Consider the following 13,589-nt stretch of genomic DNA (forward strand, 5'->3'; position numbering starts at 1 on the left):
AATGATATGAGATCAGGATTTACGTTCTGTGGAATAACATTTGAGGAATATAGAGGGCAAGCAACAGATCCTGAAGGAACCGTGAGAAGATTTATTGAGAAAGATACGGGGCACTGTTTTCCACTAGGAACAGCAAGCACATTTACAACGCATTTTGCACCAGCAGACTTTAATGAGACAGTAAATACTCTTGGACAGCCACTCTATGCAAAACAAGAGCCAAGGAGGTTTGATAGAGGGACCGATTTACATACACAGTCAAATCCTTTGCCAATGTGCCACAGGCCTGGAGTGCTAGTAAAAATTAGTTCTAGCTGATGAATATAGGAAAACTATTGAAAGATTGTTTTGAGCATTTAGGAGTGGAAGCCATATACTGTAATAAAAATAAGGAGGCGATTCGAAAAATAAAAGTGCTAATTAAACGTCCTGAGACTACGTACTCTCTAGGTGAAGATGGAGCATTAACTCAGCAAATTGCCTCAATAGAGATATGCAGTGAGGACGTTACTTCCTTTAGCATAGGTAATTATATCAAGATTGAAAAAAGATTCTACAAGATTTTTGAACTACCATTGAAAGATTCTTCGGGTAAGATATTGAAAATTGAGGCAATAGAAAGTGTTTGATATAAAAACTAATAACAATATTAATGAAATAATCTCGAATATTGAAAGAAAAGAGCAGAAAATAAGACTGGCAGCTATAAAAGCGCTGAACAAAACAGCAATATGGCTAAAATCAAAAGCAGCTAAGGAAATCAGTGAGGAAAAGAGAATAAAATTAAGTTTGATAAGAAAGAGATTAAGAATTTTTAAGGTGAAAACTAGCAGATTAGAAGTGTTAATTAGAGCAAATCTCTATGACATTAGAGCATCGACAATTGGTAAAATACAAAAAACAAGAAGAGGATCGAAAGTAGGAAAGCATGAGTTTATAGGAGGATTTGCAGCAGTTATGCCAAAAGGAAATAGCGGTATGTTTAAACGTGAAGGAAGGGCAGCATTGCCAATAAAGGAAGTTAAATTGCCATTGGAACCAGAAGCATCAAAAGTAATAAGAGATCTTGTTAATTATGAGGTTGAGAAAGTGTTTGAAAAGTTCTTTGAGCGTGATATTACAGAAAATGTATGAATTTTAAAGATTTACATCAAGCAATTTGCACTAAGTTAAAAGAAGAAATATCAGCAATACAGACGTGCGAAATTTATCCATCAATAAGAAAAGAATTATTAGCGCCAGCGGTGTTTGTAGAACTTAGCAGTCTTGAAAAAGGAAATGATCCTGGAACAGAGGAATTAGCCCTAAAAGCAAGATTTGAAGCGAGAATTGTAGTTGATGGAACAGTCGAGGATTCCTCGTTAGTTGTAAGGTCATTAGCAGCAGAAGTAGCAAGAGTAGTAAATAAAAATACTTGGAACGTGGAAAATATTTTTCCTGCTGAATTTCTCTCTGCGGAAATTGAAGGATTTATGCCAGAATTAGATGCATATCTTGTTTGGGTAGTTGATTGGGTTCATGAGATACATATTGGTGAGTCAGTGTGGTCAGAAACTGGAATTAAACCGCATATTATAGAGATAGGTAACGTACATGTTGGATCATAGTTTTGCAATTTCAGAGCTGAATAGGAAGCTAGCAAACGTTATTCGTATAGGAATTGTAAAAGAAATAGATTATGAAAAAGCAAAAATAAGAGTGAAAATAGGAGAATTTTTAACAGATTATTTGCCGTGGATAACAAGTAAAGCAGGAAAAGATAGAGATTGGTCTCCGCCAGATATCGATGAACAAGTTGTGGTATTTTCTCCTCTTGGTGAACTATCATTAGGAGTGGTGTTAGCAGGAATATATCAGGAAAAATACTCTGCACCAGAGAATAAAAAAGAAATAAATAGTGTGAAGTTTCAGGATGGAACAAGACTGTTATATGATAAAGAGAAGCATCATTTGGAGATTGAAGTAATGGACAAAGTAACACTGAAGGCTGGGAAATCAAGTATAGAAATGACAAAAAGTGGAATAAAATTGAAGGCAGATAGAATAGAACTTAATTAATTGGAAGAATGAATAAATCAGTTGTGCGAGTAGGAGATTATTGTGCAGAAGCAGCACCACATTTTTGCATTAGCGGCAGTAACAATGTTTTTGTAAATGGTAAGCCAATGTGCAGACAAGGAGACAATTTTAGTGAAGGAAGAGCATTAACTGAAGGATCAAAAACAGTGTTTGCAAATGGGTTTGGAGCGGGAAGAGTAGGAGATATAGTTTCATGTGGTTTTAAAGTAATAAAAGGCAGTGAAAGCGTTTTTGCAAAATAGAAATGAAGGGTATGGATGCTAAAACAGGAAAAGCATTAGAAGGAATAGAGCACTTAAAGCAATCTGTCGTAGATATTTTAACTACCCCTATTAATAGCAGAGTAATGAGGAGAGATTATGGGTCAAGATTATTTGAATTGGGGGATAAGCCAATAAATAGAGATTTAACACTTGAGATATATGCAGCAACAGGAGAAGCTTTGGAAAAATGGGAAAAGAGATTTAAGTTAGAAAAAGTAAAAGTTGAAGGAGTAAAAGAAGGGAGAGTAACATTGAATTTAGAAGGTGTCTATCTTTCAGAAGGCAAGTTCATAAATATTAGTGGAGTAGTTGTTTAGAAATGCAAACATCTAATATTATTGAAAAACTAAGATATGAGGAAATATTTTCGAGAATGAAGGAAGAGTTAGTAAAAAGTTTTACAGCATTAGTAGAAAGTGACCCAGCGATAAAGGTATTAGAAGTAGCAGCATGGAGGGAATTGTTACTAAGACAAAGAATAAATGAATCAGTAAAGAGCAATTTACTAAAATTTGCAAGGGGAGAAGAGCTTGATAATTTAGCTGAGTTTTATGGAGTAGAGAGGCAGAAAGAAGAAGAGGATGAACGATTTAGAAGAAGAATTAAAGCAAAGATAGTAGGCTCAAGCAAGGGAGGAAGCAAAGAGTATTATCGTTATCATGCACTTTCGGCAGATAGAAGAGTAAAAGATGCATTAGTAGAATCACCTATACCAGGGAAAGTACAGATCTCGATTTTATCAACACAATTATCCACAACTGACATAGCTTCAGAAGAGCTACTTGAAATTGTAAAAAAGCAGGTTACTAGAGATGATATAAGGGTTTTAACAGATACAGTAACAGTAATTGGTTGCAATATTACGGAAATAGATATTCACAGCAGAATGAGCATGAGTCCTGTAATATCAGAGGAAGAAATCAAGAAGCAGTTTATTAAGAAGTTTGAACTAGCAAAAAGATTAGGGTGGAGTGTGACAAGATCGTGGATAATAGCAAATCTATTTGTAGAGGGTGTAGAAAATGTGGAATTAATCGAGCCAAGAGAGGATGTTATGGTGCTAGGTAACGAGTGTGCAAATTTGGGAAATTTAAAGATTGAGTTGAATTAATGTTACTGCCACCAAATGCAACAAAACAGGAAAAAGCGCTAGTAGATGCGATAGATTATAAAGTAGATCCAGGCTGTATCAGAGGATTTAAGTTTAGTCTTAAAGAAGAAACATTGCCGTGGTTGATTGAGGAATATGAATTGGGGGAAATTTTACGTTGGATAAAGGATAAAAGAAAAGCCGTAGTAGAAGGAGTAAAATTTCAAAGACTGAGAGGAACACCTGCATCACTTAAAATAGCACTAAAGTGGGCAAATATAGAAGATATTACAATTATCGAAGAACCACCTGGTAAACACTTCTTTGAATTACAAATAGGAATAAAAGATGTTCCAAATGACTTTTTTGTAGATGCAGTAGTAGAACTTGCAAAACTATCATTACCAGCAAGATCAAGGCTAATGAGGATTTTTAATGACTACTATAACGTTGATAGGTTTATATTAGATGAAAGTATATTCGGCAGCTTATTATCAGACTATTCAGGTAGAAAAGTTGAAAAAGATGGACCAGTGTTATCGTTTGGAAGAATAAATTTTTTCAGTTCTAGAGGTCCGTTAGTAGAGATTGTAGACAACTATTTAAGAGAGCATTATGAACAAACATTTAGTAATGACATATATCGATTAGATGTAGCAATACTTGGAGAAACAGAGCCTCACACAAAGAATTATAACGGTATTTATGAAAGAAATCATTTGTGGTACAACTTAAAAGCACTATATCCATTACCACAGAGTTTATTACCATCGATTAAATTTGCAAAAGCGCAGATAGTATTATCAGACAGTTGGGATTTAGGAGACATAAATACGTGCTTTCCAGTTAGTAGCGTAGAAGAAAGAGGAAATAAATTTGTATTGGGAAGCGATAAACTTTCAGGGCAATATTGGAATTTAAAACACAAGCCAATTTTAGAAAGGTTTAGCGTTACTCATTTTTATCAAACAAAGAATTTCATTGACCAGAAAATAGTAGGATACGTTATAGCAGAACACAATGTTTACTATAAAAATGATTCAGAGCAAAAAGACTCAATACACGAATTAGAAAATCACGTTTTAGTATTTTATTCAGGAGTACTGAAGTGGCACGAACATCGACATTTGCACAGAAGTTGGAAAAATAGTCAAGTGATATGTGTAATAAGTTAAGTACTTATATTTAGATCCTCATAATATATTGTATTAATAATAGGTTAAAATGTATGAAATAAAAAGAAAAGGACTTGCTTTCTCATGCTAAAAAGGACATGACTTGAATAGCAGCAGGTAAATATAAGAAATTTATCTAACGCTAGAAAAGCTAATTTTGTGAGGTATGAAATGAGTTTTAGCAAGAGTAAGTTTTTTAAAGAAGTATCAAGTAACGGGTTTAAAAACATTAATAAAAGAAATAAAGAAGAAGAGACAATATTACACCAAGCAGTAGAAATCTCTGATTACAAAACAGTAAGATTATTAATAAAAAAAGGGGCAGAGGTAAATGCAAGAGATAAAAATGGTTATACACCACTACACTGTGCAGTATTTGCGAAAAGCTTAGAAAATGTAAAAGTGCTGCTAGGGGAAGGAGCAGAAGTAAATGCCACTCAATATGTCACTGGATGTACGCCACTGCACTCTGCATGCAAAATAGGAGGAGCAGGAGTTGAAATAATAAAAGAGCTAGTAAAAGCGGGAGCTGAAGTTAATCAACTGAATAAATATGGTGCAACACCAATGTATTACATCTGGGAAAGTGAAAAGTATTGTCTATGTGATAGCAAAGAGAGTGAAAAGGCGAGTAAATTTCTGAGAGAAAAGGGTGGAATAACAAAAAGTAGAGAACTGACGTGCTATGGAATAGAGGGGCTAGTGGGAGAAATAGCAGACATGTTGAATGGAAGCTACATGCCGGAGCTAAAAATAATAGAGATAGGAGAAATAAGGAAGAGAGACAAATCGCTAATAAAGAAAGAATGTCAAAATTTAGCAAACAAAATAATGAGCCAAGTAAATGAAATGATAGATGAGGTGGTGAAAAGGAGGGCTTAGGCCAAAAGGGCAATCAACCTTCCAACACACAGTTTCAGAATCTTCAGATTTTAATTCAAACCAAGATGGCCAAGGATGTTCTTAAATGAGCGTTCTTCCGCAGAAATGAGTAAATATATGTAAAAAATAGCGTGCTTCACAAACGACAGGTCGTAACAATTGTAATAACAAATCATTCTGAATAATTTGAATTCATGGATGGGCTGCCCTCATGGACACTAGTTCTATTCGCGGCAGGGCCGGATTAAGGGGGTGGCCACATGGGCCGCGGCCCATGGCGGCAAATTTTGCAATTTTTTAAATGTAGGTAATAAAAAAATGGGATTCAGAAAAAAAATTATCAATGAGTAAAGGGGACAAAATCTCTCTTTCCTGAGAATATAGTAATTTCTATAATTTTGTTGTTTTTCGGTGATACAAGAGACAGCATCTTTAATTAGTCGAGTTAAGAGAGGGACTAAATACGCAATTTGGCCTGGAGCTCAGAGCAGAGAGGAATGATGACGAAGACTTGAGATGAAAAGAAGAAGCCCTTGGCGCGGCGGTCGGCATGTAACACATATTAGCGCCTATAAGATTGCATGGATACTTCACGCATTGCGTCAGGCACAGTGCGGTCAGCAGCGGTCGGCGCGGCGTGAAACACATAGCGCCTACAAGACTGTAGGAATACTTCCCGTATTGCGCCAAATACAGTGCGGTCAGCGCGGAGCGGCGGCGGAAGTTAAAATTATTAAACCACATTTATGTTTGTTCTTTCTTAATTTTTTCGTTCAATTCTTATAAATGGAAGGCCTTGTCCACAAAGAGATAGGTTTACAAGACTTACTTTCGCGCCAAGTTCTGTGAACTTTTGCCAGTAGTGTTGACAGGGCTTTCGCAAAAATGTGTCTAACACGATTAAACGCTTTGCTGCACCTTTTGAAGGTTCAAAACTGGTGTCATACAGCAGGTCTATCAAGGGTATACCATTTGCGATTTGTTCTTTTGTAATAGTGTAACTAGAAAGCAATGAACTGTCTTCATTTTCAAAAGCAGAGATTGCAGCAGATCGTGCAAGTTCGGCTTCTTTGCAACCGTGACATATTTTCGTTACTTCTGTTGCCAAGACCTTTTTTGCTTCGTTTGTTTCTTGATCCTTCAAGGACTCTAGTTTTTTAATTTCATCAATTGATAAATCAGTGAAAAGTCTCAAAAAACGACCAACATCTTGATCATCAACATTGCGAAAATATTGCCAGTAGTCATAAGGCTTTAACATACTGCCATCAAGCCATAATGCCCCACTTTCAGTTTTGCCCATCTTTTTTCCTTGTGCGTTTAATAAAAGAGGTGTGGTAAGACCAAACAGCTCAGATAAATTCAACTTTTTGCCAAGTTCAATTCCGTTTACTATATTTCCCCATTGGTCTGACCCTCCAATCTGGAGACGACAGCCATACTTTTTATTCAACTCGACAAAATCATAGGCTTGTAACAACATGTAGTTAAACTCGAGAAAGCTTAGATTTTGCTCCCTGTCTAGCCTAATTTTCACACTATCAAAGCCTAACATGCGATTTACAGAAAAATGTGCCCCTATATCACGCAAAAAGTCTATATATTTTATGTTATCTAACCAATCTGCGTTGTTTACTATGATTGCACCGGTTTTTCCATCATTGAAAGATATCATCTTCTCGAGGGTTTTCTTTATACCAAGTATATTTTGATTGATATCTTCTATCGGCAAGACGCTTCTTGCTTTGTCTTTACCAGATGGGTCACCAATTTTTGTTGTGCCACCTCCAAGTAGAACTATTGGCTTATAACCGAATTTTTGTAGGTGACGGAGCATCATGATTTGAATGAGACTGCCAATATGCAAACTTGGTGCCGTACAATCAAACCCAATGTATGCAATTATATAATTATCTTGTGATAATAGCTGGTCTAACCCGTCAATGTTTGTACATTGATATAGGTATCCTCTTTCTTGAATGAAGTTTAAAAACTCAGATTTATGTTTCATAATATGTTATTTTGTGTGTAAATGGTGTTGTTAATGATGGCGTCATTCCAGTGCTTGACGCTGAAATCCAGTTTATTATGAAATTTCATCAAAAATGTTGTATAGTGTGCTAGTTTATGATTAAGTTTTCTAGATTCCAGTGTCGAACACTGGAATGACACCACCAACTTCATAAGGGTTGCCTTCAAAATTACAACATTTGAGCAAGTGTATACCAGCTACCTGGATAATCAATTCCATAACTCTTCTATCTTATAATATTCTCTTACTTCTGGCCTGAATAGGTGAACCATTATACCTTGAAAATTCACAATCACCCAGTTACCTTCATCCATACCTTCTACATCTATTTTATCATATTGCTTGAGATTTTTCATCACGTGCTCAGCTAATGCTTTTACATGGCGGCTCGAATCACCAGATGCAATGATCATATATTTTGCAATGACAGTTTTATTCTGTACATCAAAAGTAACTATATCTTGACCTTTGTTTTGATCTATTACATCTACAATTGTATTTTTTATTGATTCTGTATCACGATTCATTATTCTAAATTATATAATTTATCTGTAATGATACACTCAAAATTTCTGAATATGAAATATTTTTGATATGCTTCTAGTGTAACGTTTATAATACATATATTTGTAATATATGATAGTTTTCTGATGGTATGATCATTTACTTAATCGGATTTTCGGGTAATGGCAAACTTACGATTGCAAAAGAGCTGTGTAATATTATTGATGGAGTGATAGTAGACAATAACCTGTTTAATAATATCATATTTGATATGATTGATTTCAGAAAAACTGAGGTTACAAGTGAAATATGAGAAAAAATTTTTGTGATTAGAGAGAATATGTTAGCAATATTGGAAAAATACCATAAAGCATTATATATTTACAAATGAAAGGAAGTTGCAAAAAAAAATTGTTGAAAAAATGAATAGTAAAAAAGTAGTTGGAACTTCTATGATAGATAATTTAGCAACAGAGAGTATTTGTGATTAGTGAGGAGAAAGAGTATCGCCCTTGTGTTGGCATAATGTTATTTAACAAACAGGGAAATATTTTTATTGGAAAACGTTTTGATAGTGACTCTTATTGGCAGATGCCACAAGGTGGAGTTGATGAAGGTGAAGAGCTAGAGCAGGCAGCGCTACGTGAGCTATTGGAGGAAGTTGGTACTGATGAAGCAGAAGTTGTGGCTCAAAATAAAGAGTGGATATATTACAACTTACCCGAGGAAGTTATACCGATATGTTGGAATGGGAGGTATTCTGGCCAAAAGCAAAGGTGGTTCTTAATGAAATTTTGTGGGAAGGATAAGGATATTAATATTAACTATACTGATCATCCAGAGTTCAAAGAGTGGCGTTGGCAAAATGTGGATGATTTGGTAGCCAGTGCCATACCGTTCAAAAAAGAAGTTTATAAAAAAGTGATAGAAGAGTTTTCTTCTATCATAAAAGGATCTATTTATGATAGTTGATTCTCATTGTCATCTAATTTATTTTTCTGATGATGAAATACCAAAGGTAATTTCAAGAGCAGAGCAAAATGGTGTGAGAATTTTGCATAACATATGTATAAGCATTAATGATATCCCTAAATTATTAAAAATCTCTTCATCCTATGATCAAGTCTACTGCTCCGTTGGTATACATCCGCTTGATACTAATGTGGAAAAAGGTGAATGTATAAATGCTGATGAATTGATTGAATTTACTAAGGGCAAAAAGGTAATTAGTATCGGTGAAACCGGATTAGATTTTTATAAATCTGATAACAAAAGCTATCAAAAAAAAAGTTTTGCATCACATATAATAGAAACAGCAAGAGTAACAGGATTACCTTTAGTTATTCACACTAGAAATGCTGATAGTGAGATGATTGATATGTTAAATTCAGAAATGAAGAAGGACGCTTTTAGTGGAGTAATGCATTGCTTTGCTTCTTCTAAAGAGCTTGCTTATAAGGCTATGGACTTGGGATTATACATTTCATTTTCTGGAATTATTACTTTTAAAAATGCGAGCTTACTTAAAGAAATTGCACAAAATGTACCACATGAGCGTGTTTTAGTTGAAACTGATGCACCTTATCTATCTCCTGAGCCTTACAGAGGAAGAAAAAATGAACCGGCAATGGTAAAATATGTTGTGGATTGTTTAGCGGAACTGTGGAATAAACTACCAGATAAAGTTGCAGAGGTAACTACGAACAACTTCCTTAAACTATTTACAAAATTGAATGATAGTCTTTAAGTTGCTTTCATTAAACTAACTTTATTATAAATTGAGTTAATATTGAAAATCTTTTCAGCTTTTATAGCTATAATCCATAAGCTTATGCCTAAGATTCCAAAAAACATGGATTTATGAATGCCATTCCAGAAATATTCAAAAAATCTAGTGTATAAATTGATCATAAGAAATGTGATACCAAAATTACGCGTGACTGAGTCATCAAAACTGAGACCATGGTAAACTGCACCACCAGCAACTAAAGCAAAAATTAACGACCAGTGAAATAGCTCTATTTGTTTAACATCATACCAAGAACCAATATCACCATAATTACCAAATATTGACATAATCCATAAGGAAATAAATAAGTAGAGCAAGCCTACTACTAATGTAGATCTATTTAGAGATAACATTTTTGGATGTAATCGCATAAACATGGATGCATTAATTAAAATTACGCCAAACAATACAAACCTTAAAGGTTGATTCATTCCTAAATAATAAGCACCACAAAAACGAGCAGAATCAAGCACTCCTGCCATACCAACGATCATATTAGTTGGCAGATTTGAAGATTTGTGCACCACTGAAACCATAGCATCTAAGGGGTTAGTAACCACTATTACAAATGCGTTTGGAGAATGTTTTTTAATATTTTCCCCAACCTCTTTCATTACTGCAGCATTAGTTTGCAGAAGGTCATCTCTGCTCATTCCCGGTTTTCTAGCAATACCAGCAGTTATTATAATTGCATCGGAATCTTTTATATCTTCATATCTATTTGTGCCAGTAATGTTGACATTAAATACATCAATAGGAGATGATTCTGCCATATCAAGCGCTTTACCTTGTGGTATCCCATCGCTAACATCAAGTAAAACAACATCACCTAACTCTCTTAGTGCAATCATATGGGCAAGTGTTCCACCGATATTTCCTGCACCAATCAAAGATATTTTTTTTCTTTGTGCTGTCATTTTCTACTCCTTTCTATTTACTTTTGTGGCTTTACTACCTTCCCAAGGGGATAAGCTATCAAACATACGAAAATCTTGCGGTAAATCTATAGGGTTATATACAACCTCCTTTTTTGCCTCTATATCGTATCTTACTTCCTCGTAGCCAGTGAGAGAAAAATCTTTTAACATTGGATGACCTTTGAATCCATAATCCGTTAAAATCCTACGCAAATCAGGATGATCAGAGAACTCTATACCATACATATCAAATACTTCACGCTCAAACCACGAAGCTGCGTTAAATATCTTTGCTACACTTAGAGGTATATCACCTTCACATAACTGAAGCTTTATGTGCACTCTGATATTGTGTACAACGCTGAGCAAATTGTATATTAGCTCGAAACGTTTTTCTCTATCTGGGTAATCAACTCCAAAAACGTCAACTAATAATTCAAGCCTACACTTTTCATCATCACGTAGAAAGAGTAAGTGATTTTCAATGTCATTCAAAGCTGAATATATTACAATAGTACCATCATTTTTCTGAATACATTCACATTTAGTCTTTTTTTGTATGTATTTTGCAGTTTTATCCATGCTATATATTTTTAGTTCTTTTTATTTTATTTTGTAGACATAGCATTCCATATAGCAACGCCTCAGCAGTTGGAGGGCATCCAGGAACATACACATCAACTGGCACAATTCTATCGCAACCACGGACTACTGAGTAAGAATAATGATAATAGCCACCGCCATTTGCACAACTTCCCATAGAGACGACGTATTTGGGATCTGCCATTTGATCATAAACTTTACGCAATGCTGCTGCCATTTTATTAGTTAACGTGCCAGCAACAATCATAACATCTGCTTGCCTTGGGCTTGCACGAAAGATTATGCCATATCTATCAAGATCATAACGACTGGATGCAGTCTGCATCATCTCTACTGCGCAACATGCAAGACCAAATGTCATTGGCCACAATGAACCAGACCTTGCCCAGTTCATTATATAATCTATTAAATCGCCAAATTTAGTGATAAGAAAACCTTCTTTTTTGTAACGATTCCAGTCACCATTAGATAAATTTATTCCCATTCCAACGCACCTTTACACCACTCATAAATAAAGCCTATAGTAAGTATTGCAAGGAATATCATCATAGAACAAAATCCGCAATAGCTTATTTTAGATAAAGAAACGGCCCAAGGGAAAAGAAAAACAATTTCTAAATCGAATATTATGAACAATATTGCAACTAAGTAAAATTTTATGTCGAAACTTTTTCTGGCTCTTGATAAAGGATTAAAGCCACACTCATATGTAGAAAGCTTTTCACCATCTGGGTTACTGACTGCAAGAAACATAGGTAATACACCTAAAGTAAAGGATACTACAATTGATACATAGATAAAAATTAATATGGTTAAATATTCACTCATTTAAAAAACATATAACACTATGAATTTACATGCTTTCCTAATCTTTTACCACCTAAAATATGTATGTGAAAGTGCGGTATAACTTGCTCTCCATCTTTACCGTGATTAGTAACTAATCTATATCCTGTTTTTTCTAAGTTATATTTATGTGCTATTTCTCTAACAGTTTTAAAAAAACTTACTATTTCCTCTTCGGAAGCTTTCAGAACAAAATCATCGTATGAAACGTATTGAGCTTTTGGTATAACTAGAATATGAACTGGTGCATCAGGATACTTATCATGAAAAGCTAGCACATTTTCATTTTCATATACCTCCTCAAAAGATAATTCGCCTCTTAGTATTCGAGCAAAGATGTTATCGCTATCATAAACTTCATTGCTCATATCTTAAGAGCGACCTTTTCCTTCATCTCCTTTTGTAGATGGTGTAGATAACGGCTTTATTGATTCACCAGAGAAAACATCTTCAAAATTTAAAATACTTCCAAGCTCCCTTGCTTGTTCCTTTACCTGCTGTTCTCTTGAGAAAGATTGCACTTTACTCGCCTTTCCAGCAATAACTTCTGGCTGTAGATGATACATTTCCCGGGGATTAGTCATATTATTTTGAACAATAATCTCATTATTAGGTTCTGCAGTATTTAACGACTTTTTAGGCACCACAGTCTCTGATGATTTTTTAAGTGGTATTGCAGTTTCTGACGACCTGTTACCATATTCTCGATATAACTTTTCTGCAATACCATACAGCAATTTTCGGTCTGTGTGAATTTTAAACTCTCCACCAGTAATTTTTGTCAAATTTTTGAGATCACAATCAACTTTATTATAGATTTCTTTAAGAGCGCGGCTTTTTATTGCTTTTTCATCCATACCTGGATTTTTATCTTTTATTTCTTGAATAATCTCCTCAACATCAATTTCAATTACAACTTTGTTCTTTTCTTTAAAAATAGTTATATTTGGCAGTTCTCTCTTTATTTCATCTAATTGCTCTGAACTCAAGTAAGGTATATCCCCCGTTAAAGTTCTTGACGCTAAAAAACTTACCTTTCCTTTTTCTTGTTTTGTTATTTGTATGCCAAGGTACTTACTAGCTTCTGTGATTTCTATGGGTGTGTCATATTTCTTTTCTTCTTTAGGTACATCTATACCAACAGCCTCTTTTAATGAAACTTTAGCATCATGTTTCATTTCATCAATTGAAGCAAACGGTTTCTTTATAGGATAAATAAGTGCTTTAGGCACAAGAAAAGACACGCCTTTTATCTTAGCCAAAATAGACTTTTTATTTGACTTATCTTTTGCCATACATACCTCCAAGTCACTTTCTACAACCAAATAGTAAAACACACCTAATTATAGACGAAAACATTTAAGCTTGTATATCTATTATAAGATGAAATTATAGAGGTTGCAATCATT

At 34.6% G+C, this 13,589-nt stretch carries 19 protein-coding genes and 2 pseudogenes; 13 read left to right on the forward strand and 8 right to left on the reverse strand.

Annotated features, from left to right (window positions below; translation table 11 throughout):
• The 10 genes from BBB02_RS03920 to BBB02_RS03965 all read left to right on the forward strand — a co-directional run.
• The coding region (locus BBB02_RS03920; RefSeq protein ID WP_179948503.1) for a major capsid protein at positions 1-318 on the forward strand (318 nt) is incomplete at its 5' end.
• Positions 318-629 carry a head-tail joining protein gene (locus tag BBB02_RS03925; protein ID WP_127463624.1) on the forward strand — a complete coding sequence of 104 codons (312 nt, stop codon included), beginning with the start codon at positions 318-320 and terminating at the stop codon, positions 627-629. The genes BBB02_RS03920 and BBB02_RS03925, both read left to right, overlap by 1 nt.
• A complete protein-coding gene (locus tag BBB02_RS03930) occupies positions 622-1,134 on the forward strand; it encodes a phage tail protein (protein WP_010405454.1) in 513 nt (170 codons plus the stop codon). Before BBB02_RS03925 ends, BBB02_RS03930 begins: the two co-directional genes overlap by 8 nt.
• Complete coding sequence (locus BBB02_RS03935) at positions 1,131-1,607, forward strand: hypothetical protein (RefSeq protein ID WP_127464043.1); 477 nt, start codon at positions 1,131-1,133, stop codon at positions 1,605-1,607. Before BBB02_RS03930 ends, BBB02_RS03935 begins: the two co-directional genes overlap by 4 nt.
• Positions 1,594-2,058, forward strand: coding sequence for a phage baseplate assembly protein V (locus BBB02_RS03940; RefSeq protein WP_127464044.1), 465 nt, complete (start codon positions 1,594-1,596; stop codon positions 2,056-2,058). The genes BBB02_RS03935 and BBB02_RS03940 overlap by 14 nt, the downstream gene beginning before the upstream one ends.
• 8 nt (positions 2,059-2,066) lie before the next feature.
• On the forward strand, positions 2,067-2,321 hold the full coding sequence (locus BBB02_RS03945) for a PAAR domain-containing protein (protein WP_127464045.1): 255 nt from the start codon (positions 2,067-2,069) through the stop codon (positions 2,319-2,321).
• Positions 2,322-2,323: 2 nt separating this feature from the next.
• The gene (locus BBB02_RS03950; protein ID WP_127464046.1) at positions 2,324-2,659 is read left to right on the forward strand and encodes a GPW/gp25 family protein; all 336 of its coding nucleotides are present in this window, start codon (positions 2,324-2,326) and stop codon (positions 2,657-2,659) included.
• 2 nt (positions 2,660-2,661) lie between these two features.
• Entirely contained in the window at positions 2,662-3,453 is a 792-nt protein-coding gene (locus BBB02_RS03955) for a baseplate assembly protein (protein WP_127464047.1), read from the forward strand.
• Entirely contained in the window at positions 3,453-4,607 is a 1,155-nt protein-coding gene (locus BBB02_RS03960) for a phage tail protein (protein ID WP_127464048.1), read from the forward strand. Before BBB02_RS03955 ends, BBB02_RS03960 begins: the two co-directional genes overlap by 1 nt.
• A gap of 171 nt (positions 4,608-4,778) precedes the next feature.
• Entirely contained in the window at positions 4,779-5,489 is a 711-nt protein-coding gene (locus BBB02_RS03965; protein WP_127464049.1) for an ankyrin repeat domain-containing protein, read from the forward strand.
• 898 nt (positions 5,490-6,387) lie between these two features.
• Here the strand turns inward: BBB02_RS03965 and tyrS are convergent.
• Positions 6,388-7,500 (reverse strand): annotated as a pseudogene (gene tyrS, locus BBB02_RS03970) (tyrosine--tRNA ligase); the annotation flags it as partial.
• A gap of 230 nt (positions 7,501-7,730) precedes the next feature.
• Positions 7,731-8,048: a ribosome silencing factor gene (rsfS, locus tag BBB02_RS03975; protein WP_063630991.1), complete on the reverse strand. Its 318-nt coding sequence runs from the start codon at positions 8,046-8,048 to the stop codon at positions 7,731-7,733.
• 128 nt (positions 8,049-8,176) lie between these two features.
• Between rsfS and BBB02_RS06450 the strand changes: the two genes are divergently transcribed.
• The 3 genes from BBB02_RS06450 to BBB02_RS03990 all read left to right on the forward strand — a co-directional run bounded on the left by BBB02_RS06450 (position 8,177) and on the right by BBB02_RS03990 (position 9,772).
• Positions 8,177-8,338 carry a hypothetical protein gene (locus BBB02_RS06450; RefSeq protein WP_241653856.1) on the forward strand — a complete coding sequence of 54 codons (162 nt, stop codon included), beginning with the start codon at positions 8,177-8,179 and terminating at the stop codon, positions 8,336-8,338.
• Positions 8,339-8,508: 170 nt separating this feature from the next.
• On the forward strand, positions 8,509-8,997 hold the full coding sequence (locus tag BBB02_RS03985; RefSeq protein WP_007302261.1) for an RNA pyrophosphohydrolase: 489 nt from the start codon (positions 8,509-8,511) through the stop codon (positions 8,995-8,997).
• The gene (locus BBB02_RS03990) at positions 8,987-9,772 is read left to right on the forward strand and encodes a TatD family hydrolase (protein WP_127464050.1); all 786 of its coding nucleotides are present in this window, start codon (positions 8,987-8,989) and stop codon (positions 9,770-9,772) included. The genes BBB02_RS03985 and BBB02_RS03990 overlap by 11 nt, the downstream gene beginning before the upstream one ends.
• 494 nt (positions 9,773-10,266) lie before the next feature.
• On the opposite strand, the pseudogene BBB02_RS03995 reads toward BBB02_RS03990, so the two are convergent.
• The 6 genes and pseudogenes from BBB02_RS03995 to BBB02_RS06455 all read right to left on the reverse strand — a co-directional run.
• A pseudogene (locus BBB02_RS03995) lies at positions 10,267-10,731 on the reverse strand (lactate/malate family dehydrogenase); the annotation flags it as partial.
• Positions 10,732-10,734: 3 nt separating this feature from the next.
• Positions 10,735-11,313: an NADH-quinone oxidoreductase subunit C gene (locus BBB02_RS04000; protein ID WP_127464051.1), complete on the reverse strand. Its 579-nt coding sequence runs from the start codon at positions 11,311-11,313 to the stop codon at positions 10,735-10,737.
• A gap of 1 nt (position 11,314) precedes the next feature.
• Positions 11,315-11,818, reverse strand: coding sequence for a NuoB/complex I 20 kDa subunit family protein (locus tag BBB02_RS04005; protein WP_127464052.1), 504 nt, complete (start codon positions 11,816-11,818; stop codon positions 11,315-11,317).
• Entirely contained in the window at positions 11,809-12,162 is a 354-nt protein-coding gene (ndhC, locus tag BBB02_RS04010; RefSeq protein WP_127464053.1) for an NADH-quinone oxidoreductase subunit A, read from the reverse strand. Before ndhC ends, BBB02_RS04005 begins: the two co-directional genes overlap by 10 nt.
• A gap of 17 nt (positions 12,163-12,179) precedes the next feature.
• On the reverse strand, positions 12,180-12,548 hold the full coding sequence (locus BBB02_RS04015; RefSeq protein WP_127464054.1) for an HIT domain-containing protein: 369 nt from the start codon (positions 12,546-12,548) through the stop codon (positions 12,180-12,182).
• 3 nt (positions 12,549-12,551) lie between these two features.
• Entirely contained in the window at positions 12,552-13,475 is a 924-nt protein-coding gene (locus BBB02_RS06455) for a hypothetical protein (protein WP_245970067.1), read from the reverse strand.
• Positions 13,476-13,589 lie beyond the last annotated feature (114 nt).

The organism is Wolbachia endosymbiont of Bemisia tabaci (assembly GCF_003999585.1).
Lineage (GTDB): Bacteria > Pseudomonadota > Alphaproteobacteria > Rickettsiales > Anaplasmataceae > Wolbachia.

Bases quoted from the DNA above. Each gene is read 5' to 3' on its own strand.
- BBB02_RS03935 (WP_127464043.1), top strand. From the start codon at position 1,131: ATGAATTTTAAAGATTTACATCAAGCAATTTGCACTAAGTTAAAAGAA.
- BBB02_RS06450 (WP_241653856.1), top strand. From the start codon at position 8,177: ATGATCATTTACTTAATCGGATTTTCGGGTAATGGCAAACTTACGATT.
- BBB02_RS03965 (WP_127464049.1), top strand. From the start codon at position 4,779: ATGAGTTTTAGCAAGAGTAAGTTTTTTAAAGAAGTATCAAGTAACGGG.
- BBB02_RS03960 (WP_127464048.1), top strand. From the start codon at position 3,453: ATGTTACTGCCACCAAATGCAACAAAACAGGAAAAAGCGCTAGTAGAT.
- BBB02_RS03925 (WP_127463624.1), top strand. From the start codon at position 318: ATGAATATAGGAAAACTATTGAAAGATTGTTTTGAGCATTTAGGAGTG.
- ndhC (WP_127464053.1), bottom strand. From the start codon at position 12,162: ATGAGTGAATATTTAACCATATTAATTTTTATCTATGTATCAATTGTA.
- BBB02_RS04005 (WP_127464052.1), bottom strand. From the start codon at position 11,818: ATGGGAATAAATTTATCTAATGGTGACTGGAATCGTTACAAAAAAGAA.
- BBB02_RS04000 (WP_127464051.1), bottom strand. From the start codon at position 11,313: ATGGATAAAACTGCAAAATACATACAAAAAAAGACTAAATGTGAATGT.
- BBB02_RS03950 (WP_127464046.1), top strand. From the start codon at position 2,324: ATGAAGGGTATGGATGCTAAAACAGGAAAAGCATTAGAAGGAATAGAG.
- BBB02_RS03940 (WP_127464044.1), top strand. From the start codon at position 1,594: ATGTTGGATCATAGTTTTGCAATTTCAGAGCTGAATAGGAAGCTAGCA.
- BBB02_RS06455 (WP_245970067.1), bottom strand. From the start codon at position 13,475: ATGGCAAAAGATAAGTCAAATAAAAAGTCTATTTTGGCTAAGATAAAA.
- BBB02_RS04015 (WP_127464054.1), bottom strand. From the start codon at position 12,548: ATGAGCAATGAAGTTTATGATAGCGATAACATCTTTGCTCGAATACTA.
- BBB02_RS03945 (WP_127464045.1), top strand. From the start codon at position 2,067: ATGAATAAATCAGTTGTGCGAGTAGGAGATTATTGTGCAGAAGCAGCA.
- BBB02_RS03990 (WP_127464050.1), top strand. From the start codon at position 8,987: ATGATAGTTGATTCTCATTGTCATCTAATTTATTTTTCTGATGATGAA.
- BBB02_RS03955 (WP_127464047.1), top strand. From the start codon at position 2,662: ATGCAAACATCTAATATTATTGAAAAACTAAGATATGAGGAAATATTT.
- rsfS (WP_063630991.1), bottom strand. From the start codon at position 8,048: ATGAATCGTGATACAGAATCAATAAAAAATACAATTGTAGATGTAATA.